This window comes from Variovorax sp. 679 (genome assembly GCF_003952185.1).
GTDB lineage: Bacteria > Pseudomonadota > Gammaproteobacteria > Burkholderiales > Burkholderiaceae_C > Variovorax.
Genome location: NZ_RXFS01000004.1, coordinates 126,732 through 148,831, shown reverse-complemented (window position 1 = coordinate 148,831; position 22,100 = coordinate 126,732). Strand labels below are relative to the sequence as shown.

Here is a 22,100-nt window from a genome sequence, read left to right as displayed (position 1 = left end):
CGATGACGGCCGACGAAGCCCGTGCGGCGGCACGCGCGGCCGAATCGGCCGCGCGGCACAGCTACGGCAAGCTGGTCGCCTTTCTCTCGGCCCGCACGCACGACGTGGCGGGCGCGGAGGACGCGCTGTCCGAAGCCTTTGCCGCCGCGCTGGCCGACTGGCCGGTGCAGGGCGTGCCCCGGGCGCCCGAAGCCTGGCTGCTTACCGTGGCACGGCGACGCCGGGTCGACGCGGTGCGCCAGCGGGTGCTCGACGAGGACGCGGCCGCCCACCTGCAATGGCTGGCGGAGCTGACGGCCGACGAACACGAGGGCCGGGACGATCCGTCCGGCATGCCCGATCGCCGGCTGGGCCTGCTCTTCGCCTGCGCGCATCCGGGCATCGACCGCGGCGTGCGCGCGCCGCTGATGCTGCAGGTGGTGCTCGGCTTCGATGCCGCGGCGATTGCCTCGGCCTTCCTGGTCGCGCCCGCCGCCATGGGCCAGCGGCTGAGCCGTGCCAAGGCGAAGATCCGGCAGGCCGGCATCGGCTTCGAAGTGCCGCCGCGCCATCTGCTGGCCGAGCGGCTCGACGCGGTGCTCGAAGCCATCTACGCGGCCTTCGCCGAAGGCTGGTCGGACCCCGAGGGCGCCGACGCGCGCCGCCGCAATCTCGCGGAAGAGGCCATCTGGCTGGGCCGCTTGGTCGCGTCGCTGCTACCCGACGAAGGCGAGGCGCTGGGCCTGCTGTCGCTGATGCTGCATGCGCACGCACGCCGCGAGGCACGACGCGATGCCTCGGGCGCCTATGTGCCGCTGGGCGAGCAGGACACGCGGCGCTGGGACGCCGCGATGATCGACGAAGCCGAAGCGCTGCTGTCGCGCGCCAGCCGCTGCCAGGATGACGGCGGCCGCTATCAGCTGGAGGCGGCGGTGCAGTCCGCGCACGCGGTGCGCCGCCACACCGGCCGCGCCGACTGGGTGGCCGTCGGACAGCTGTACGACGCGCTGTGCGCGCTCACCGGTTCGCCGGTGGCGGCGCTCAACCGGGCGGTGGCCCTGGCGCAGACCATGGGGCCCGCGGCCGGCCTGTCGGCGCTCGATGCGCTCGCCAGCGACACGCGGCTGGCGGACTACCAACCCTACTGGGCCGCGCGCGCCGACCTGCTGGCCCGCTGCGGCGACGTGCCGGGGGCGGCACAGGCCTACCAGCTGGCGATCGGACTCGAACGCGACCCGGCCGTGCGGCAGTTTCTTCAGCGACGCGCTGCGGTGGCTGCCGGCGTCTGAGGCTTTAACGCCCCGGCGCCTGAGGCGCTGTCCTGCGCAGCAGCACCGGCAGGCACAGCACATAGAGCGATGCGCCGGCCAGCCACACGATGCCCGGAAAGCGCGTGCGGAACGCGAAGTAGAGCGGGCTGATCAGCAGCGGGCCGAACACCGCCGCCAGGCTGGTGATGCTCGCGAGCACGCCCTGCAGCCGCCCCTGCTGTGCCTCGCCCACGCGCGCCGAGAGCGTCGCCTGCAGCGCGGGGGCGCAGACGCCGCCCATGCACAGCAGCGGCAGCAGCGCGATGACCATCCAGCCCTGCGTGGCGAAGGCGATCAGCGCGTAGCCCGTGCCGTCGGCGATGGTGCCGACGGCGATGGCCGCCCGCTCGCCCCAGCGCTCGACCAGCGGGCCCGCCGCGAAGCCCTGCACCAGCGCATGGAGCAGGCCGAAGACCGCGAGCGAGAAGCCGACCATGGTGCCGTTCCAGGCGTAGCGGTCCTGGCCGTAGAGCACCCAGGTCGTTCCGGCGACCTCGCCCACGAGCACGAGCAGCAGGAACACGCCGAGCAGCGGCAGCAGTGCCGGAAAGCTCGTGGCCCAGCGCAGCGGCGCGAGCGGATGCAGCACGCCGCGGTCGAAGGGCTGCGACGCAAGCGCCGGTGGACGCGACTCGCGCAGCAGCAGCAATCCCGCGAGGAAGGTCAGGCCGTTGAGCACGGCGGCGGCCATGAACGGCAGCCGCACGCCGTGGTCGCCGAGCACGCCGCCGATGGCGGGCCCGGCGATGAAGCCCAGCCCGAAGCAGGCACCCATGCGGCCGAACCAGCGCGCGCGCTGGTTCTCGGGCGTGAGGTCGGCGATGGCGGCGGAAGCCACCGCCATGTTCGCGCCCGTCATGCCGGCGATCGCCCGGCCGACGAACAGCAGCCACAGCGAGGGCGCGAAGGCCATGAAGAGCGCATCGATGGCCGCGCCCGCCACCGAGACGAGCAGCACCGGGCGCCGGCCGAAGCGGTCGCTCAACGCGCCGAGCACGGGCGCGCAGAGGAACTGCATCAGCGCATAGAGCGAGAGAAAGGCGCCGAAGCGCCAGCCGAGGTCGCCGGTGTGGCCGACCTCGCGCAGCAGGCTGGGCACGATGGGCATGACCAGGCTGATGCCGACGGCGTCGAGCGTGACGATCGCCAGGATCACGGCATGCGCGTGGCGCCCGCCAGCGAATGGGTTCGAGGTGGAAGACATCTTGGAATTTATCGTTGATAAGGAATTATCAGCGATAAATTCCAGGCCGTGAAGTACCCTCCCGGCTCGATACCGGCAAGCACACCCGAATGAAACTGGACCGCGAAGTGATCCTCGAGACAGCCCTCACGCTGCTCGACGAGGTCGGAATGGACAAGCTCAGCACCCGGCTGCTGGCCGAGCGGCTCGGCGTGCAGCAGCCGGCGCTGTACTGGCATTTCAAGAACAAGCGGGCGCTGCTCGACGCGATGAGCAGCGAGATCCTGCGCCGCACCCACGAGCGCAAGCTGCCGCTGCAGGGCGAATCGTGGGAAACCTTCCTGCGCGAGAACGCGCGCAGCTTCCGGCGCGCACTGCTGGCGCGGCGCGACGGCGCGCGGCTGCATGCCGGCACCGAGCCCGACCCGGGCGACCTGGAGATGGTCGAAGCCCAGCTCGCCGCCGTGGTCAGCCGCGGCGTGCCCGCCGTGCAGGCGATGACGCTGCTGATCGCGCTGGGCCGCTACACCGTGGGCTGCGTGCTGGAAGAACAGGCGGCACCGCCCGATGCCGAGGCGCGACAGCAGGTGCTCGATGCCTCCGCCGCCTCGCGCCCCTTGCTGGCTGAAGCCTTCGCCGCCTATCGCGAGGCCGGCCCCGACGCGATGTTCGAGATCGGCGTGGACCTGATGATCGAAGGCGCGAAGGCACGCCTCGAGCGCCAGGCCGAAGCCGCCGGGGCTAAGCCGCGCCGCGGATCCAGCCGGCGGCCTTCTCCGCCATCATCAGCGTAGGGCTGTTGGTGTTGCCGCTGGTGATGGTGGGCATCGCGCCCGCATCCACCACGCGCAGGCCCTGCACGCCGCGCACGCGCAGCCGCGAGTCGAGCACGGCGGTCGGATCGTTGTCGGCGCCCATCTTCGTGGTGCCCACAGGATGGAAGATGGTGGTGGCGATGTCGCCGGCCAGCCGCGCCAGGTCTTCGTCGGTCTGGTACTGCACGCCGGGCTTCCATTCCTGCGGCTTGTACTTGGCGAGCGCGGGCTGCTCGGCGATGCGGCGCGTGACGCGCAGCGAATCGGCCGCCACCTTGCGGTCCTCGTCGGTGCTCAGGTAGTTGGGCGCGATGGCCGGGGCGTCTTCAAAGCGCCTGCTCTTGATGCGCACCGAGCCCCGGCTCGTGGGGTTGAGGTTGCACACGCTCGCGGTGAAGGCCGGAAAGCTGTGCAGCGGATCGCCGAAGGCATCGAGCGACAGCGGCTGCACGTGGTATTGCAGGTTGGGCCATTCGCGATCGGGCGAGCTGCGCGTGAAGGCACCCAGCTGCGACGGCGCCATGCTCATCGGGCCGCTGCGCTTCAACAGGTATTCGAGGCCGATCTTCGCCTTGCCGACCATCGACGAAGCCATCACGTTGAGCGTGGGCGCGCCCTCGATCTTGTAGACCGCGCGGATCTGCAGGTGATCCTGCAGGTTGGCGCCGACGCCGGTCGCGTCGAGCACCACGTCGATGCCGTGCTGGCGCAGCAGTTCAGCCGGGCCGATGCCCGAGAGCTGCAGGATCTGCGGCGAGCCGATGGCGCCCGCGCTCAGCACCACCTCGCGCGCGGCGTGCGCGGTGACCATCTCGCTGCCGTTCCACACCTCGGCGCCGGTGCAACGGCGGGTACCGTCGGGCAGCGTCTCGAACAGCAGGCGCGAGACCTGCGCGCCAGTCCAGAGCTCGAAGTTGGGCCTGCCGTAGCAGGTCGGGCGCAGGAAGGCCTTGGCGGTGTTCCAGCGCCAGCCGTTCTTCTGGTTGACCTGGAAGTAGCCCACGCCTTCGTTGTTGCCGCGGTTGAAGTCGGCGGTGTGCGGCACGCCGGCCTGCGAAGCAGCTTCTGCAAAGGCGTCGAGGATGTCCCAGCGCAGGCGCTGCTTCTCGATACGCCACTCACCGCCCGCGCCGTGCATCTCGTCGGCGCCGAGGTAGAAGTCCTCGTGCTTCTTGAAGGCCGGCAGCACGCTCTGCCAGCGCCAGTCGTCGTCGCCCGTGAGGTCGGCCCAGTGCTCGTAGTCGCGCGACTGGCCGCGCATGTAGATCATGCCGTTGATGCTGGAGCAGCCGCCCAGCGTCTTGCCGCGCGGATAGCGCAGCACGCGGCCGTTGAGGCCCGCGTCGGGCTCGGTGCTGTAGAGCCAGTCGGTGCGCGGATTGCCGATGCAGTACAGATAGCCGACCGGGATGTGGATCCAGTGGTAGTCGTCCTTGCGGCCCGCCTCGATGAGCAGCACGCGCTTGCTCTTGTCGGCGCTGAGCCGGTTGGCCATGAGCGAGCCGGCGGTGCCGGCGCCGATGATGATGTAGTCGAATTGGGTGTCGCTCATGGCGTGCTGCCTTGTCTCTCTTTTTTGTTCGACGGAATTCCCGGGCGGAATCGCGGCGCCCCTCGCGCCGCGCCCGATGCTACTTGGCTGTCGGCATGACGAACTCGGCGCCCTTGCCGATGCTCTCGGGCCAGCGCTGCATGACCGACTTCTGCTTGGTATAGAAGCGCACGCCCTCTTCGCCATAAGCGTGCATGTCGCCGAACAGCGAACGCTTCCAGCCGCCGAAGCCGTGCCAGGCCATGGGCACCGGGATCGGCACGTTGATGCCGACCATGCCGACCTGGACGCGGCGGCTGAATTCGCGCGCCACGTTGCCGTCGCGGGTGAAGCAGCTCACGCCGTTGCCGAACTCGTGCGCGTTGACGAGGTCGATCGCGTCCTTGAAGTTGGCCACGCGCACGCAGCTGAGCACCGGGCCGAAGATCTCTTCCTTGTAGATGCGCATCTCGGGCGTGACGTGGTCGAACAGCGTGCCGCCCATCCAGAAGCCGTCGCCGCAGCCTTCGCCTGCCTTGTTGCCGTCGAACTGGCGGCCGTCGACCAGCAGCTTCGCGCCTTCTTTCTCGCCCTGCGCGATGTAGCCGGTGATGCGCTCGTGCGCGGCGCGCGTGACGATCGGGCCCATTTCGGCGGCGAGGTTCTCGCCGTTGAGCACCTTCAGCGTCTTCGTGCGTTCGATGAGCTTGGGAATGATCTTGTCGGCCACGTCGCCCACCAGCACCGCCACGCTGATGGCCATGCAGCGTTCGCCGGCCGAGCCGTAGCCCGCGCCGATCAGCGCGTCGACCGTCTGGTCGATGTCGGCGTCGGGCAGCACCACCATGTGGTTCTTCGCGCCGCCCAGGGCCTGCACGCGCTTGCCGTTGCGAGCGCCGGTCTCGTAGATGTAGTTGGCAATGGGCGTGGAGCCGACGAAGCTGATGGCCTTGACGTCGGGGTGCTCCAGCAGCGCGTCGACCGCGGCCTTGTCGCCCTGCACCACGTTGAACACGCCGTCGGGCAGGCCGGCTTCCTTCAGCAGCTCGGCCATGCGCAGCGAGGGCGTCGGGTCGGTCGGGCTGGGCTTGAGCACGAAGGTGTTGCCCGCGGCGATGGCCACCGGGAACATCCACATCGGCACCATCACCGGGAAGTTGAAGGGCGTGATGCCCGCGACCACGCCGAGCGGCTGGCGCAGCGTCCAGTTGTCGATGCCGGTGCTCACCTGGTCGGTGAAGTCGCCCTTGAGCAGTTGAGGAATGCCGCAGGCGAACTCGACGATGTCGATGCCGCGGCTGACTTCGCCCTGCGCGTCGGTGAAGACCTTGCCGTGCTCGGCGGTGATCATGTGGGCCAGCTCGTCCTTGTGCTCGTTGAGCAGCTGCAGGAACTTGAACATGACGCGCGCGCGGCGAATGGGCGGAGTGTCGGCCCAGGCCGGGAACGCGGCCTGCGCGGCGGCGACGGCGGCGCCGACCTGGTCGGCATTCGCCAGGCCGGCCTTGCCGGTGACTGCGCCGGTGGCGGGGTTGGTCACGTCCTGCGTGCGGCCGGAAGTGTTGGCGACGAGCTTGCCGCCGATGAAGTGGTCGATGGAAGTAGGCATGGGGAGGGCTCTGGAAGGAGGTTCGCTGACGAAGGAGTGCGGCCAGTTTAGGCAGCGTGTTGTTCCTCGCCTAGTCACGAAGACTGAACTTATTGTTCAGAATAACGAACAATGGAACCATGAAACCCCAAAATATCGAGTCGCTCTGGACACACCTGCACTGGCTCACGGTGCTCGCGCAGCAGGGCAGCTTCACGGCCGCCGCGCTGCGCCTGGGCGTGAGCAAGGCAGCCATGAGCCAGCGCATCGCCGAGCTCGAACGCGCGGCCGGCGCGCCATTGGTGCAGCGCACAACGCGCAGCGTGCGGCTCACCGAAGCCGGCCAGCGGCTGGTGGAAGACATGCGCGGCCCCTTCGAGCAGATCGCCCACAGCTTCGCCGGCGTGCGCGACCTCGCGGGCGTGCCGCGCGGGCTGGTGCGGGTGACGGCGCCGGTCGCCTTCGCGCGCCAGCAGCTGGTGCCCAGGCTGGCCGACTTCCTGCGCGCGCAGCCCGAGGTGCGCATCGAGCTCGACCTGTCCGACCGGCTCAGCTCGCTGGCAATGGAAGGCTTCGACCTCGCCATCCGCCACACCGCCGCGCCGCCCGACACGCACGTGGCCTGGACGCTGTGCGAAACCCGCTCGGTGCTGGTGGCCAGCCGCGCCTACCTTCGCCGCCGGGGCACGCCGCGCGAACCCCAGGCGCTGGCCGACCACGACTGCCTGCACTACCCGCGCGCGCAGGAAACGCCGACCTGGCACTTCGAGGCCCGCAAGGCCTCGGCGCCGCGCATCACGGTGCCGGTGTCGGGTCCGCTGGTGGCGAACAACAGCGAGGCTCTGCGCGACGCAGCCCTGAGCGGACTGGGCATCGCGCTGGTGCCCGACTTCAGCGCGCAGGCGGCGCTGCAGTCGGGCAAGCTGCAGCAGGTGCTGCCGCAGTGGCGCTCGGTTGGGGCGTTCGGCGAGCGGCTGTATGCAATTCGCCCGTACGCCACGCACGTGCCGCAGGCGGTAACCGCTTTCGTGGGCTGGCTGCGCGAGGCGTTGTCGGAAGGTTTCGAACCCTGAAGAAATCATGAAGAAACGGCGTCGTGCCCTACGCGAACGAAGGGTCTGGAGCACCTTGACTCCGGATGCACGCGGTTACGATGCGCGCTTGCGCCCCTGCTTTTGTTAACTTTCCCGCTCACCTGCCGTGTCTATGTCTCCCGCCACATCGCCTGCCGACGCCTCCGCCGCCGACAGCGCGTGGCCCCGCATCGGGCAGCGGGAGCAGGATGGCCGGCAGTGGACGGTGGCCAGCGGCTGCTGGACCACGCTGGCGATGTCGTCCAAGCCGGCCTGGATGGCGCTGGCGAAAAGCCTGGAAGCCGCCCCACCCGCCGACGACCGGGCCTGGGACCTGCGCCCCATCGGGCAACTCGACCACATCGGCGCGCAGCTGCTGTGGGAACACTGGCGCCACCAGTGGCCGGCCACCCTCGAAATGCTGCCGCAGCACAAGGCCGTGCTCGACCAGGTGGCGCAATACACCGTCGCCACGCCGGACGAGCCCTCGCCTTCGCTGAACGAGCGCATCCGCGCGTTCTCGCACAACGGGCCGCGCGCCATGTATGTGATGCGCGACTTCACGATGCTCGTCGGCCAGCTCGCGCTCGACCTGGGCCGGCTGGTGCGCGCGCCGCATCGCGGGCCGTGGCGCGATTTCTCGGGGCACCTCTATCAGTTTGGCGCGACGGCGCTGCACATCACGGCACTGGTCGGGCTGCTGATCGGCGTGGTGCTGGCCTACCTGATCTCGCAGCAGCTGCGGCAGTACGGCGCCGAGACTTTCGTGGTGAACATCCTCGGGCTCTCGCTGATCCGCGAGCTGGGGCCGGTGCTGGCGGCAGTGCTGATCGCCGGTCGCTCGGGCTCGGCCATCACGGCGCAGATCGGCGTGATGCGCGTGACCGAGGAGCTCGACGCCATGCGCGTGATGGGCATTCCGCACGGCTTTCGCCTGGTGATGCCGCGCGTGCTGGCGCTGGCCATCGCCATGCCGCTCATCAGCCTCTGGACCTCGATGGCCGCGCTCGCGGGCGGCATGCTGGCGGCCGACGCGGCGCTCAACATCTCGCCCTCGTACTTTCTTTCGGCGCTGCCGCGCGCGGTGCCGATCTCGAACCTGTGGCTGGCCATGGCCAAGTCGGCGGTGTTCGGCATCCTGATCGCGCTGATCGGCTGCTACTTCGGCATGAAGGTGAAGCCCAATACCGAGAGCCTCGGGCGCGGCACGACTTCGTCGGTCGTCACCTCGATCACGGCCGTGATCCTGGTCGATGCGTTGTTCGCCGTGCTCTTCAAGGGCATCGGCTTCCGCGCGTGAAGGCATGAAACCATGAGCATGCCCGTGCGCCCCGACAGCTACGCCACCGTGGTGGACATCCGCGGCCTGTGGACCGTGTTCCAGAGCGCCGACGGCGAGCAGGTGGTGCACCGCGACCTGCAGCTGCACATCGACCGCGGCGAGGTGCTGTCGCTGGTCGGCGGATCGGGCACCGGCAAGACTGTGCTGCTGCGCCAGATCCTCGGCCTGGAGAAACCCACGCGCGGCCACGTCGAGGTGCTGGGCCAGGAGCCCGGCGAGCTCAGCGCCTCGGGCGCGGCCAACGTGGGCATGCTGTTCCAGCATGGCGCGCTGTTCTCCGCCTTCAGCGTGCTGGAGAACGTCGCCTTTCCGCTGCGCGAGCTGAAGCTGCTGCCCGACGAACTGATCCGCCACGCGGCGCTGGTGAAGCTGCAGATGGTGGGCCTGGGCCCGCAGCACGCGAACAAGAGCCCGGCGGACCTGTCGGGCGGCATGATCAAGCGCGCAGCTCTGGCGCGCGCGCTCATCATGGACCCGCCGCTGCTGCTGCTCGACGAGCCCACCGCCGGCCTCGACCCCGAGGCCTCCGACAGCTTCTGCGACCTGCTGCGCGGCCTGCACCGCGAGCTGGGCCTCACGGTGGTGATGGTCACGCACGACCTGGACACGCTGTTCGACCTGAGCACCCGCATCGCGGTGCTGGCCGACCAGAAAGTGATCGTCACCGGCGCGGCGCGCGAGGTCATCGCGTACCCGCACCCCTTCATCCACGAATACTTTCTCGGCGGGCGCGGCCAGCGCGCCCTGGAAGCGCTGCATGACAAGCCAGCCGGACAATCCCCCGCGCAGCCCGCCCCCGGGGCGGCGCGCTGAAAGGTAGGTAGCAACCATGGAAAACAAGGCCCATGCCCTCGCCGCCGGCGCCTTCGTGCTCGGCCTGATCGCCGCGCTCGTCGCGTTGGTGATCTGGTTCACGCGCGACAACACCGTGCGCAACATCTACGAGCTCTCCACGCGAGAGGCCGTCAGCGGCCTGCAGCCGCAGGCCATGGTGCGCTACCGCGGTATCGCGGTGGGCAAGGTGGCATCCATTGACTTCGACCCGAAGGTCAAGGGCAACGTGCGCGTGCGCATCACTGTGGACGAGCGCGTGCCGCTCACCACATCGAGCTTCGCCACGCTGAGCTACCAGGGCGTGACCGGCCTGGCCTTCATCGCGCTGGACGACAAGGGCGAATCGACCGTCTCGCTCAAGCCGAACGACGACGACCCGCCGCGCATTCCGCTCAAGCCCTCGATGCTGGCGCAGCTGCAGGACCGCGGCGAGGCCATCATCAACCAGGTCGAGGAAGTGACGAAGCGCGCCAACCAGCTGCTGAGCGACCCCAACCAGAAGCGCGCGGCCGATGCGCTGGAGAACATCGCGGCCGCTTCGGCCAGCGCCAACACGCTGCTCAAGACGCTCGACGGCACGGTGAAGACCGGCCTGAACCCCGCGCTCACCAAATTGCCCGACACGCTGGCGTCGGTGAAGAAGGCGGCCGGCGACGTCTCGCGCGTGGCCAACAACTTCAACACCACCGTGGGCCGCCTGAACGCGCCCGACGGCCCGATGGAACGGCTGGGCGACGGCACCAGGGCGCTGGCGCAGGCGGTCGACTCGTTCAACGCGGCCACGCTGCCGCGCGTGAACCGCGTGGCCGACGACACCTCGCACGCCGTGCGCCGGCTGGGCCGCGCGGCGGACAGCATCAACGACAACCCGCAATCGCTGCTGTTCGGCAACGGCGGCACGGCGGCGGGCCCGGGCGAGCCGGGCTTCCAGGCGCCGGCCGCGACGCGGCCCTGACCTCGACGGGAGAGGATCACCGACCATGAAAGCCATTCGCTCCTTGACGACGAAGACCCCTTCCACCATCGCGCTCGGCTTCGCCCTGCTGCTTGTCGCCGGCTGTGGCGCGCTGCCCGACAAGCCCGCGCGCACCATGCTCTACGACTTCGGCCCCGGCGCCACGGCACCGGCCGCCGCGCCCGCCGCCGCCACCTTGCCCACGCTGTCGCTGGCCGAGTTCGACAGCAATGCCCGCCTCGACGGCACGCAGATCCTCTACCGGCTCGGGTACGCCGACGCCAACGAGCTGCGCCCCTACGGCCAGTCGCGCTGGAGCCTGCCGCCCGCGCAGCTGCTGCGCCAGCGGCTGCGCGACACGCTCTCGGAGCGCCGCATGGTGCTCGGCCCGGAAGAGGCCGCCACCATCTCGCGCAGCCGGGGCGAGACGCCCGACACGCTGCGCATCTCGCTCGACGAGTTCAGCCACTACTTCGATTCGGCGAGCGCCAGCGTGGGCCTTGTGCGGCTGCGCGCCACGCTGGTCCGCAGCGCGCCCGGCGGCGACCGCGTGCTGGGCCAGCGCACCTTCACCGTGCGCCGCCCCGCTCCCAGCACCGACGCGCCCGGCGGCGTGAAGTCGCTGATCTCGGCCAGCGACGCCGTGGTGGCCGAAGTTGTGCAATGGGTGGACCAGCTTCAGCAGCAAGCCCCGCAACAACAGCAACAGCAGCAGCAGCCCCGGCGGTAGCCAATCAACGGACGGAGGATCGACACCATGAACGCAACACGCATCATCGGCATCCTGCTGATCGTGGCCGGCATCGCCGGCTTGGGCCTCGGCAGCTTCAGCTTCACCAAGGAAACCCACGAGGCCAAGATCGGCCCGCTGGAGTTCTCGATGAAGGAGAAGCAGACCGTCAACTTCCCCACCTGGGCCAGCGTGGCCGTGATCGTGGTGGGCGGGGCGCTGGTGCTGCTGGGCGGCAAGAAGGGCTGAGCGCCCTCAGCCTCTCGGGCCCGGCAAGCCCGCCAGCAGCTGCGGCAGCAGGTCTTCCGACGCGCCGCGCAGCACCACCGTCGCGGCCTCGTCGAGGTGCGGCAGCGGTTCCAGGTTCAGCGTGACGAGCCGCGCGCCATGCGCCAGCGCGGTCTGCGGCAGTTCGGCGGCCGGGTAGACGATGGTGGTGGTGCCCACCACCACGAACAGATCGCACTCCTGCGCCGCCACCTGCGCGTCGAGCAGCACGCCGGCATTCAGCATCTCCCCGAACATCACCACGTCGGGCCGCGCGTGCGAGCCGCAGCGCAGGCAGCGATGAAACGGCCAGGGACCGCTGCGGTTGCCGCAGTTGTCGCAGCGCCAGCGGCGCAGCGAGCCGTGCAGCTCGAGCACGTCCTGGCCGCCGGCCAGCGTGAGCAGGCCGTCGACGTTCTGCGTGACCAGCCGGGTCGCGGGACGCAGCCGCTGCAGCAGCGCGAGCGCGGTATGGCCCGGGTTGGGCTGCGCCGACTCGATCATCGACAGGCGCTGCGCCCAGAACTTCGTGAAGCCCGAGGGATCGCGCTGCAGATCTTCGGCGTGGGAGAACTGCAGCGCGTTCTGGCTCTTCCACAGGCCGTCGGCGTCGCGGTAGGTCGGGATGCCCGAGGCACGCGAAAGCCCGGCACCCGAGAACACGACGATGCGCCGGGCATCGCGGAGCAACTCGATGGCCGCGTGGAGGGGAGAAGAAGAGGAAGAAGAAATATCTGTTGTGACTGGCGTCATCGCTCTGGTCTGGGGGAATTCGCGGCGGGCGGCGTGGCGGCGGCGCCAAGGCGCTGCGACACGGTGCCGGCGCAGGCCTTGAGTTCGCGGGAAATCTCGCCGTCCCACGCGGTGTCGAAGATGCCGGCCGGGCCGATGGCGGTCACGGCCAGCACGATGGCGCCAGTGTGGTCGAAGACGGGCGCGGCCATGGCGCTCACGCCCTCGATGACCTCGCCGTCGGAGCGGCTGATGCCGTGCGCGCGCACTTCCTGCAGCTGGCGCTCGAAGTCGCTCCACGAGGGCAGCGGCTGCACCGGCGGCATGCCGGCGGCGGGCGCGGGCTCCGCGCCCTTGCGCTGCTTCTGGCGCTGGCGCTCATCCTCGAGCAACTGGCGCACCACGCCGGCATCGAGGTAAGCGGCGAACACGCGGCCCGAGGCCGTGTTGGTCAACGAAAACACCGTGCCGTGCCGCATGTTCACGTGCACCGGCGAGGGCGATTCGGCCGTGCGCACGATGGTCGCGCCGCGCGCGCCCCACACGGCCAGCGCCACGGTGTGGCCGATCTGCTGGGCCAACTGGGCGATCAGCGGGGTGGCGATGTGCACCGGGTCGGCCTGCTGCAGGCTGATGAGCCCCAGTTGCAAGGCGAGCGGGCCGAGCAGATAGTGGCCGCTGGCGCGGTCCTGCTCGATGAGGCCCAGGCGCCCGAAGCTGACCATGTACGGGTGCGCCTTGGCGGCCGTCATGTCCGCCTCGCGCGCCAGATCCTTCAGCGCCATCGGCCGGCCGTGATGCACCAGCGCGCGCAGCAGCTGGCCGCCGACTTCGATGCTCTGGATGCCGCGCTGGGCGCGGTCGTTGTCACTGGCTGCCATGGCCGGCCTCGCCTTCTGGTCGTTCGTTCATGAAGAAGGGATTAGACATTAACTGATCCGCGGCTTACACTGCGATCATTCGTTAACCGCAAATTCGTTCGACTTAGACGAATTTCAAGATTCCACCCCACCGACGGAGACACCCGATGAGCCAAGCCAAGAAATTCGCCAGCCAGGCCGACATGGAAGAGAAGAAGGTCACCTTCAGCCAGATCTCGGAACATGCCTGGGCCTACACCGCCGAAGGCGACCCGAACACCGGCATCGTGATCGGCGACGACTGCGTGCTGGTGGCCGACACCCAGGCCACCCCCGCCATGGCCGCCGACGTGGTGCGCCGCATCCGCGAGGTGACCGACAAGCCCATCAAGTACGTGGTGCTCACCCACTACCACGCGGTGCGCGTGCTGGGCGCGGCTGGCTACGGCGCCGAGCACGTCCTGGCCAGCCAGGACACGCGCGACCTGATCGTAGAGCGCGGCGAGGAAGACAAGGCCAGCGAGATCGGTCGCTTCCCGCGCCTGTTCCAGAACGTCGAGACGGTGCCGCCGGGCCTGACCTGGCCCACCATGACCTTCACCGGCAAGATGACGCTGTGGCTGGGCAAGCTCGAGGTGCAGCTGATCCAGCTCGGCCGCGGCCACACCAAGGGCGACACCGTCGTCTGGCTGCCGCAGGAGCGCACGCTGCTGTCGGGCGACCTGGTCGAGTTCGGCGCCACGCCGTACGCCGGCGACGCCTACTTCAAGGACTGGCCGCAGACGCTGGACAACATCGCCGCGCTGAAGCCCGTGGCGCTGGTGCCGGGCCGCGGCGCCGCGCTGACCACGCCCGAAGCCGTGGCGGAAGGCCTGACGGGCACGCGCAACTTCATCTCCGACGTGTACGCCAGCGTGCAGGAAGGCGTGAAGGCCGGCCGCGACCTGAACGCGGTCTACAAGGACACCTACGAGAAGCTCAAGCCCAAGTACAGCCAGTGGGTGATCTTCGACCACTGCATGCCCTTCGACGTGAGCCGCGCCTACGACGAGGCCTCGGGCCATGCCGATCCGCGCGTGTGGACGGCCGAGCGCGACGTCGAGATGTGGAAGGCGCTGGAGGGCTGATTCCCGGCTCCCCGAAGGAGCAAGACAGAAGAAAAGATCAGAGAAGACACGGAGACAAGTACGTGATCGACTATCAGAGCCTGCGCTTCGACTACCGCCGCCACGTCGACCAGGATGCGGCCGAGCCCGCCCGCCACCCGGTGGTGGTGGTCGGCGCCGGCCCGGTGGGCCTGGCGCTGGCCATCGACCTCGCGCTGCGGCAGGTGCCCGTGGTGCTGCTCGACAACGACAACACTCTTTCCAGCGGCTCGCGCGCGATCTGCTTCGCCAAGCGCACGCTCGAGGTGTTCGACCGCCTGGGCTGCGGCGACCGCATGGTCGACAAGGGCGTGTCGTGGAACGTGGGCAAGGTGTTCTTCCACGACGAGCAGGTCTACCGCTTCGACCTACTGCCTGAGCCCGGCCACGAGCGCCCGGCCTTCATCAACCTGCAGCAGTACTACGTCGAGGGCTACCTCGTCGAGCGCGCGGCCGAGCTGCCGCTGATCGACCTGCGCTGGAACAACAAGGTCACCGGCATCGAGCAGCGCGACGACGGCGCCGTGCTGACGGTGGAAACGCCCGACGGCAGCTACCGGCTGCAGGCGGACTACGTCGCCGCCTGCGACGGCTCGCGCTCCAACCTGCGCCAGATGCTGGGCCAGGAAGCCAAGGGCCGCGTGTTCCGCGACCGCTTCCTGATCGCCGACATCACGATGGACGCGCACCTGCCCACCGAGCGGCGCTTCTGGTTCGACCCGTCGTTCCACCCCGGCCAGAGCGTGCTGCTGCACAAGCAGGCCGACGGCATGTGGCGCGTGGACTTCCAGCTCGGCTGGGACGCCGACCCGGCGGAGGAGCGCAAGCCCGAGAACATCACGCCGCGCGTGCGCGCGCTGCTCGACAGCATCGGCTTCGAGGGCGTGCAGTTCCAGATCGGCTGGGCCAGCGTCTACACCTTCGCCTGCCAGCGCATGGAGCGCTTCCGCCACGGCCGCGTGCTGTTCGCGGGCGACTCGGCGCACGGCGTGTCGCCCTTCGGCGCGCGCGGCGCCAACTCGGGCGTGCAGGACGCCGACAACCTCGCCTGGAAGCTCGCGGCCGTGGTACGCGGCGACGCGCCCGACGCGCTGCTCGACAGCTACGCCAGCGAGCGCGAGTTCGCGGCCGACGAGAACATCCGCAACTCCACGCGCGCGACCGACTTCATCACGCCCAAGAGCGAGGTGAGCCGCCTCTTCCGCGACGCGGTGCTGGAGCTGACCAAGCGCCACGCCTTCGCGCGCACGCTGGTGAACAGCGGGCGGCTGTCGGTGGCCACGGTGCTGCGCGATTCGCCGCTCAACACGCCGGACGACGAGGCCTTTGCTGGCGCGATGGTGCCGGGCGCCGCGGCGGCCGATGCACCCGTCGTGCATGCGGATGGCAGCACCGGCTGGCTGCTGCGCGAATGCCATGTCTCGCAATTCACCGCGTTGCTGTTCGGCCAGGGCCAAGCCGTCGAGCGCAGCCTGCAGGCACTGAAGGCGAGCGACTTCCCGCTGCACGTGGTTCGCGTGGAAGGCAGCGGCGCCGACGCCGAGCTCGCCACGCAGCGCTACGACGCGCGACCCGGTACCGTCTACCTCCTGCGGCCCGACCAGCACGTGTGTGCGCGCTGGCGACAGCCCACGGCGGCGAACATCAGCGCGGCCATCGACCGCGCACTGGCAAAGGCGTGAACACCATGCAGCAGCAACAACACCTCATCACCGCGCCGAACCTCGAAGCGCCCGACGACTTCTACGAAGCGCTCATCGAGGCGCACCAAGGGCTTTCCACCGAGGAGAGCCATGCCTTCAACGCGCGCCTCGTGCTGGTGCTGGCCAACCACGTCGGTTCGCTGGCCGTGCTGCGCGAAGCCTTCGACGCGGCGCGCGCCGGCTAGACCCGAATCCGACCTCAATCGCGACTCCCGAAAGAGAAAGCACATGACCCAAGCAACCCCGCCCTCCGAACGGCGCTACCAGAGCGGCTTCGGCAACGAATACGCCTCCGAGGCCGTGCCCGGCGCCCTGCCCCAGGGCCGCAACAATCCGCAGCGCGGGCCCTTCGACCTCTACACCGAGCTGATCTCCGGCACCGCCTTCACCGCGCCGCGCCACGAGAACCGCCGCACCTGGCTCTACCGCCGCCAGCCCTCGGTGGTGTCCGGCCGCTACCAGCCCTACGCGCAGGCGCACTGGACCACCGGCGCCGACCGCGAGATCGCGCTGCCGCCCGAGCCCCTGCGCTGGCACCCGCAGCCGCTGGACGGCGCGGCCGGAGCCGACTTCATCGACGGCATGCGCACCATCGCGGCCAATGGCGATGCCGAGTCGCAGGTCGGCATCGGCTCGCTGATGTATCTCGCCGGCCGCTCGATGGAGCGCCGCGCCTTCGTCAACGCCGACGGCGAGATGCTGATCGTTCCCCAGCAGGGCCGCCTCGTCATCACCACCGAACTCGGCGTGCTCGACGTGAAGCCCGGCGAAATCGCGGTGCTGCCGCGCGGCATGGCCTTCAAGGTCGCGCTGCCCGATGGGCTTTCGCGCGGCTACGTGTGCGAGAACTACGGCGCGCACTTCCGCCTGCCGGAGCTGGGCCCGATCGGCTCGAACGGCCTGGCCAACGCACGCGACTTCCAGGCGCCGGTGGCGGCCTTCGAATCGGAAGAAGGCGGCTACGAGGTCGTCAAGAAGTTCGGCGGCCGCTTCTGGCAGGCGCCGATGAAGCAGTCGCCCTTCAACGTGGTCGCCTGGCACGGCAACCTGGCGCCGGTGAAGTACGACACCGCGCACTTCATGGTGATCGGCTCGATCAGCTTCGACCATCCCGATCCGTCGATCTTCACCGTGCTGACCTCGCCCAGCGACACGCCCGGCACGGCCAACTGCGACTTCGTGATCTTCCCGCCGCGCTGGATGGTGATGGAGAACACCTTCCGTCCGCCATGGTTCCACCGCAACCTGATGAGCGAGTTCATGGGCTTGGTGCTGGGCGAGTACGACGCCAAGCCGGGCGGCTTCAAGCCCGGCGGCGCCAGCCTGCACAACTGCATGGTGCCGCACGGCCCCGACGAGGAAGCCTTCGACAAGGCCACCCACGCCGACCTGAAGCCGCACAAGCTGGACAACACGCTGGCCTTCATGTTCGAGAGCCGCTACCGCTTCATTCCGACGAACTTCGCGCTGAAGAGCCCCGCGCTCGACACCGACTACGCCGACTGCTGGGCCGGCCTCAAGGATCAATTCAAGGCATGAAGACCGTGTTCACCCTCACGCGTCGCGCAGCGGCCGTGGCCCTGCTCGCCGCGCCCTTCCTCACGCATGCGGCCGACTATCCGTCCAAGCCCATCCGCTTCATCGTGCCCTACACCCCGGGCGGCACCACTGACCTGGTAGCGCGCACCGTGGGCCAGAAGGTGTCGGAGAAGCTGGGCCAGCCGGTGCTGATCGACAACCGCGGCGGCGCGGGCGGCAACATCGGCATGGACGCGGTGGCCAAGGCCGCGCCCGACGGCTACACCATCGGCTTCGGCGCGATCTCGACCAATGCGCTGAACCCGCACATCTACAAGTCGATGGCCTTCGACCCGCGCAAGGACTTCACCGCCATCAGCCTGCTGGGCACCTCGACCATCGTGCTCGAAGTGCCGGCGGCCTCGGCCGTGAAGTCGGTGCCCGACCTGATCGCGGCCGCGAAGAAGAACCCCGGCATGCCCTACGCCACCGCGGGCGCCGGCACCTCGATGAACCTGGCCGGCGTGATGTTCGCGCAGATGACCGGCACCGATCTCGTGCACGTCGCCTACAAGGGCAGCGGCCCGGCCATCACCGACATGCTGGGCAACAACATCGGCGTGATGTTCGACAACCTGCCGGCCTCGCTGCCGCACATCCAGGCCGGCAAGCTGCGCGCGCTGGCGGTGGCGGGCCCCACGCGCTCGCCCTCGCTGCCCGACGTGCCGACGATGGCCGAGGCAGGCCTGAAAGGCTATGCGCTGGAGCCGTGGTTCGGCGTGTACGGCCCGGCGAAGCTGCCGGCGCCGGTCGTGAAGGCACTGAACGAAGCCTTCGTCGAGGCACTCGCGATGCCCGACGTGAAGGCCAAGCTGGCGCAGGCCGGCTTCTCGCCGCGCGGTTCGTCGGCACAGGAGCTGACGACGCTGACAGAGACCGAATACAAGCGCCTGGGCGACGTGGCCAAGAAGGCCGGCATGACCGCAGAGTAAAGCTCGCCCCCAGGCTTGCCCACTTCGTGTGGCCGCCAACCCCCTTCCGGGGGCAACACCTGCGGCCCGGCAAAGCCGGTTCCGCGGTGTTCCCCGAAAGAGTCTGGACCCTTTAGAACATTTGCCTGAAAGACATCCTCCATGACCGCACTGAACGCCACCCATGACCCGAAGCTGCGCAGCTGGGTCGCATCGGCCAACGAGGCCGGCACCGACTTCCCGATCCAGAACCTGCCCTTCGGCCGCTTCCGCACCGCGGGCAGCAGCGAGGCCTTCCGCATCGGCGTTGCCATCGGCGACCAGGTGCTGGACCTGCGCGCCGCGGGCCTCGTCGACACCGACGACATGAATGCGCTGATGGATGCCAGCACGAAGGACCGCCAGGCGCTGCGCGCCGCGATCTCCGCCGGCCTCGCCGAAGGCAGCGACAAGCAGGCTGCCTGGTCGAAGGCCCTGCTGCCGCAGGCCAGGGCCGAGATGACGGTGCCCTGCCGCATCGGCGACTACACCGACTTCTACACGGGCATCCACCACGCGACCACCATCGGCAAGCTGTTCCGCCCCGACCAGCCGCTGATGCCCAACTACAAGTGGGTGCCCATCGGCTATCACGGCCGCGCATCGTCGATCGGCGTGAGCGGCCAGTCCTTCAAGCGCCCGCAGGGCCAGACCAAGGCGCCCGATGCGGAGTCGCCCAGCTTCGGCCCCTCGAAGCGGCTCGACTACGAGCTGGAGCTCGGCTTCCTGGTCGGACGCGGCAATGCGCAGGGCGAGCCCATCGCCATCGCCGATGCCGAGGAGCACCTGTTCGGCGTGACGCTGCTCAACGACTGGTCGGCGCGCGACCTGCAGGCCTGGGAATACCAGCCGCTCGGCCCGTTTCTCTCGAAGAACTTCGCGAGCACGCTGTCGCCGTGGATCGTGACGATGGAGGCGCTGGCGCCGTTCCGCGCGAAGTTCGAGCGGCCCGCGGGAGACCCGCAGCCGCTGCCCTACCTCGACGCGGCATCGAACCGCGAGAGCGGCGCGCTCGACATCACGCTCGAAGTGCTGCTGCAGACCGCGAAGATGCGTGCCGAAGGCGTCGCGCCCGTGCGCCTGACGCGCGGCAACACCACCGAGGCCGCCTACTGGACGGCCGCGCAGCTCATTGCGCACCACACGGTGAACGGCTGCAACCTGCAGCCGGGCGACCTGCTGGGCTCGGGCACGCTGTCGGGCCCCAAGCCCGACGAGGCCGGCTCGCTGATCGAGCTGACGCTGGGCGGCAAGCAGCCGATCACGCTGGCGAACGGCGAGAAGCGGACGTTCCTGGAGGATGGGGACACGCTGACCATTCGCGGCTACTGCGAGCGCGCCGGAGCAGTGCGCATCGGCCTGGGTGAAGTCAGCGGAACGGTATTGGGCTAACCCCCAGGCTTGCCCACTTCGTGTGGCCGCCAACCCCCTTGCAGGGGGCAATACCTGCGGCCCGGCCAAGCCGGTTCCGCGGTATTCCTGAAGGAGCCCTTGCCCTGAGCGGTCAGGGCGCGGTAGCAGGGATCGCAGCCGGCGCCGGCCATGCCACTTCGCTCGCCACGCGCGGCTTGCCGATCGGCGCGGTCGCCTTGCCGATCTTGATCGCCGCCATGTCGGCCTCGCTCGGGTACTGGTTCGCAAGCCAGTAGTCGAACACCCGGCGCGCGATGGGGGCCGCGGCGCCCGCACCCCAGCCGGCGTTCTCCACGATCACGGCCACGGCGATCTTCGGATCGTTCACCGGTGCGAAGGCCATGAACAACGCGTGGTCGCGCTGGTGCTCCTCGAGGGCGCGCGCGTTGTACTTGGTGTTCTGCGCCTGGGTCACGGCCTGCGCCGTGCCGGTCTTGCCGGCCGCCTGGTAGGCCGCGCCCGCGAACACGCCGCGCGCGGTGCCGCTGGTGACCACGCTGGTCAGGCCCTCGCGGATCACCGCGACGTTGGCGGCCGAGTAGCCCAGGTTTTCCGCCGGCGGCTGCGCCAGCGGCACCACCTGCCCGCTCACCGTGTTGCGCGTGGCCAGCACGAGGTGCGGCTTGTGCTTGAGGCCGCCGTCGGCCACGATGGCCGTGGCCTGCGCCAGCTGCAGCATCGTGAAGGAGTTGTAGCCCTGCCCGATGCCCAGCGAGATGGTCTCGCCCGCGTACCACTTCTTCTGCTCGGGGCGCTTGTAGGCGTTGCGCTTCCACTCGGTGCTGGGCAGCACGCCGCGCACCTCGCCGCCCAGGTCGATGCCGGTGATCTGGCCGAAGCCCAGCGGCTTCATGAAGTCGTGGATCAGGTCCACGCCCATCTCGTTGGCCAGCGAGTAGTAGTAGATGTTGCTCGACAGCTGGATCGAGCGGCGCATGTCGACACCGCCCAGGTAGCCTTCGGGGCTGCCGAAGCGGTGGCCGCCGAAGTTGAAGTAGCCAGGGTCGTTCACCACCACGCTGGGTCCGCGCTTGCCGGTCTGCAGCGCCGCCATGGCCATGAAGGGCTTGTAGGTGGAGCCGGGCGGGTAGGTGCCGCGCAGGGCGCGGTTCAGCAGCGGCTTGTCGATGGATTCGGTCAGCGCCGCCCAGCTTTCGTTATCGATGCCCTCGACGAAGAGGTTGGGGTCGAAGGTGGGCTTGCTCACGAAGGCCAGCACCTCGCCGGTCTTCGGGTCGATGGCCACCAGCGCGCCGCGGCGGTCGCCGTACATGTCCTCCACCAGCTTCTGCAGCTTGATGTCGAGCGACAGCATCACGGTGTTGCCCGGCGTGGCGGGGTGGCTGGCGAGGCGGCGAACGGCGCGGCCGCCGGCCGAGGTTTCCATCTGCTCCACGCCGGTCTGGCCGTGCAGCGTCTTCTCGTAGCTCTGCTCGATGCCGAGCTTGCCGATGTAGTCGGTGCCCTTGTAGTTGGCCTGGTCTTCCTCGTCCCAGTCTTCCATCGCGGTCTTCTCGCGCTGGTTGATGCGGCCGATGTAGCCGAGCACGTGCGAGGCCAGCTCGCCCTGCGGGTAGTTGCGGAACAGGCGGGCCTTGATCTCCACGCCCGGGAAGCGGTAGCGCTGGGCCGCGAAGCGCGCGACCTCCTCGTCGCTCAGGCGGGTGCGGATGGGGATGGAGTCGAAGCTGCGCGAGTCTTCGCGCAGGCGCTTGAAGCGGCGGCGGTCGCGCGGCGAAACCTCGAGCACCTGCGTGAGGCTGTCGATGGTCTCCTCGACGTCGCCCACCTTCGAGGGCGTGATCTCCAGCGTATAGGCCGAATAGTTGGAGGCCAGCACGATGCCGTTGCGGTCGAGGATCAAGCCCCGGTTGGGCACCACCGGCACCACCGCCGTGCGGTTGCTCTCGGCCTGCTCGGCCAGGTCTTCGTGCCGCGTGACCTGCAGGTACACCAGCCGCGCGCACAGCAGCCCGAACGCGAAAAGCACCGCCAGCCCGATGACGATCACACGGCGCTTGAAGCGCGCGAGGTCTGCGGCGACGTTGCGGATTTCGGTCATTGCGATGGGAGCTTAGGCGCGCGCAGGTGCGATGGCAAATGCGGGGAACG

Annotated in this window: 20 protein-coding genes; 14 read left to right on the top strand and 6 right to left on the bottom strand. The window is 69.4% G+C overall.

The window, feature by feature from the left end:
* Positions 1–2 precede the first annotated feature (2 nt).
* On the top strand, positions 3–1,268 hold the full coding sequence (locus tag EJO71_RS11180) for a DUF6596 domain-containing protein (RefSeq protein WP_125948786.1): 1,266 nt from the start codon (positions 3–5) through the stop codon (positions 1,266–1,268).
* Positions 1,269–1,272: 4 nt separating this feature from the next.
* On the opposite strand, the gene tet is transcribed toward EJO71_RS11180, so the two are convergent.
* Positions 1,273–2,493 carry a Tet(A)/Tet(B)/Tet(C) family tetracycline efflux MFS transporter gene (gene tet / locus EJO71_RS11175; RefSeq protein WP_125948785.1) on the bottom strand — a complete coding sequence of 407 codons (1,221 nt, stop codon included), beginning with the start codon at positions 2,491–2,493 and terminating at the stop codon, positions 1,273–1,275.
* Between the two features lie 89 nt (positions 2,494–2,582).
* Between tet and tetR the strand changes: the two genes are divergently transcribed.
* Positions 2,583–3,266: a tetracycline resistance transcriptional repressor TetR gene (gene tetR, locus EJO71_RS11170; protein ID WP_125948784.1), complete on the top strand. Its 684-nt coding sequence runs from the start codon at positions 2,583–2,585 to the stop codon at positions 3,264–3,266.
* On the opposite strand, the gene EJO71_RS11165 is transcribed toward tetR, so the two are convergent.
* Positions 3,214–4,839, bottom strand: coding sequence for a GMC family oxidoreductase N-terminal domain-containing protein (locus EJO71_RS11165; protein WP_125948783.1), 1,626 nt, complete (start codon positions 4,837–4,839; stop codon positions 3,214–3,216). The two genes, tetR and EJO71_RS11165, sit on opposite strands and share 53 nt — an antisense overlap.
* A 79-nt stretch (positions 4,840–4,918) precedes the next feature.
* Positions 4,919–6,427, bottom strand: a complete 1,509-nt coding sequence (locus EJO71_RS11160; protein ID WP_125948782.1) for a CoA-acylating methylmalonate-semialdehyde dehydrogenase — start codon at positions 6,425–6,427, stop codon at positions 4,919–4,921.
* 119 nt (positions 6,428–6,546) lie between these two features.
* Here EJO71_RS11160 and EJO71_RS11155 point away from each other — a divergent pair, with 119 nt between their 5' ends.
* The 6 genes from EJO71_RS11155 (at position 6,547) to EJO71_RS11130 (ending at position 11,589) form a co-directional block, all read left to right on the top strand.
* Positions 6,547–7,479: a LysR family transcriptional regulator gene (locus tag EJO71_RS11155; protein WP_125948781.1), complete on the top strand. Its 933-nt coding sequence runs from the start codon at positions 6,547–6,549 to the stop codon at positions 7,477–7,479.
* 133 nt (positions 7,480–7,612) lie between these two features.
* Positions 7,613–8,779: an ABC transporter permease gene (locus tag EJO71_RS11150; protein WP_125948780.1), complete on the top strand. Its 1,167-nt coding sequence runs from the start codon at positions 7,613–7,615 to the stop codon at positions 8,777–8,779.
* Between the two features lie 12 nt (positions 8,780–8,791).
* Positions 8,792–9,634, top strand: a complete 843-nt coding sequence (locus EJO71_RS11145; protein ID WP_125948779.1) for an ATP-binding cassette domain-containing protein — start codon at positions 8,792–8,794, stop codon at positions 9,632–9,634.
* A gap of 16 nt (positions 9,635–9,650) precedes the next feature.
* On the top strand, positions 9,651–10,610 hold the full coding sequence (locus EJO71_RS11140) for an MlaD family protein (protein ID WP_125948778.1): 960 nt from the start codon (positions 9,651–9,653) through the stop codon (positions 10,608–10,610).
* A gap of 25 nt (positions 10,611–10,635) precedes the next feature.
* Positions 10,636–11,340, top strand: coding sequence for an ABC-type transport auxiliary lipoprotein family protein (locus EJO71_RS11135; protein WP_125948777.1), 705 nt, complete (start codon positions 10,636–10,638; stop codon positions 11,338–11,340).
* Between the two features lie 27 nt (positions 11,341–11,367).
* The gene (locus EJO71_RS11130; protein WP_125948776.1) at positions 11,368–11,589 is read left to right on the top strand and encodes a hypothetical protein; all 222 of its coding nucleotides are present in this window, start codon (positions 11,368–11,370) and stop codon (positions 11,587–11,589) included.
* A 6-nt stretch (positions 11,590–11,595) separates the two neighbouring features.
* Here EJO71_RS11130 and EJO71_RS11125 read toward each other — a convergent pair whose 3' ends face one another.
* Both EJO71_RS11125 and EJO71_RS11120 read right to left on the bottom strand, forming a co-directional pair.
* A complete protein-coding gene (locus EJO71_RS11125) occupies positions 11,596–12,360 on the bottom strand; it encodes a Sir2 family NAD-dependent protein deacetylase (protein ID WP_125948775.1) in 765 nt (254 codons plus the stop codon).
* Positions 12,357–13,220: an IclR family transcriptional regulator gene (locus EJO71_RS11120; protein ID WP_125948774.1), complete on the bottom strand. Its 864-nt coding sequence runs from the start codon at positions 13,218–13,220 to the stop codon at positions 12,357–12,359. The genes EJO71_RS11125 and EJO71_RS11120 overlap by 4 nt, the downstream gene beginning before the upstream one ends.
* 146 nt (positions 13,221–13,366) lie before the next feature.
* On the opposite strand from EJO71_RS11120, the gene EJO71_RS11115 reads away from it, so the two are divergent.
* The 6 genes from EJO71_RS11115 (at position 13,367) to fahA (ending at position 19,967) form a co-directional block, all read left to right on the top strand.
* Complete coding sequence (locus EJO71_RS11115; RefSeq protein ID WP_125948773.1) at positions 13,367–14,326, top strand: MBL fold metallo-hydrolase; 960 nt, start codon at positions 13,367–13,369, stop codon at positions 14,324–14,326.
* Positions 14,327–14,388: 62 nt separating this feature from the next.
* The gene (locus EJO71_RS11110) at positions 14,389–16,026 is read left to right on the top strand and encodes an FAD-dependent oxidoreductase (protein WP_125948772.1); all 1,638 of its coding nucleotides are present in this window, start codon (positions 14,389–14,391) and stop codon (positions 16,024–16,026) included.
* 5 nt (positions 16,027–16,031) lie between these two features.
* Entirely contained in the window at positions 16,032–16,232 is a 201-nt protein-coding gene (locus EJO71_RS11105) for a DUF2783 domain-containing protein (RefSeq protein ID WP_125948771.1), read from the top strand.
* Between the two features lie 43 nt (positions 16,233–16,275).
* Positions 16,276–17,586, top strand: coding sequence for a homogentisate 1,2-dioxygenase (hmgA, locus tag EJO71_RS11100; protein WP_125948770.1), 1,311 nt, complete (start codon positions 16,276–16,278; stop codon positions 17,584–17,586).
* Positions 17,583–18,557, top strand: coding sequence for a tripartite tricarboxylate transporter substrate binding protein (locus EJO71_RS11095; protein WP_125948769.1), 975 nt, complete (start codon positions 17,583–17,585; stop codon positions 18,555–18,557). Before hmgA ends, EJO71_RS11095 begins: the two co-directional genes overlap by 4 nt.
* A gap of 141 nt (positions 18,558–18,698) precedes the next feature.
* Positions 18,699–19,967, top strand: a complete 1,269-nt coding sequence (gene fahA / locus EJO71_RS11090; RefSeq protein ID WP_125948768.1) for a fumarylacetoacetase — start codon at positions 18,699–18,701, stop codon at positions 19,965–19,967.
* Positions 19,968–20,079: 112 nt separating this feature from the next.
* Here fahA and mrdA read toward each other — a convergent pair whose 3' ends face one another.
* Complete coding sequence (gene mrdA, locus EJO71_RS11085; RefSeq protein WP_125948767.1) at positions 20,080–22,050, bottom strand: penicillin-binding protein 2; 1,971 nt, start codon at positions 22,048–22,050, stop codon at positions 20,080–20,082.
* Positions 22,051–22,100 lie beyond the last annotated feature (50 nt).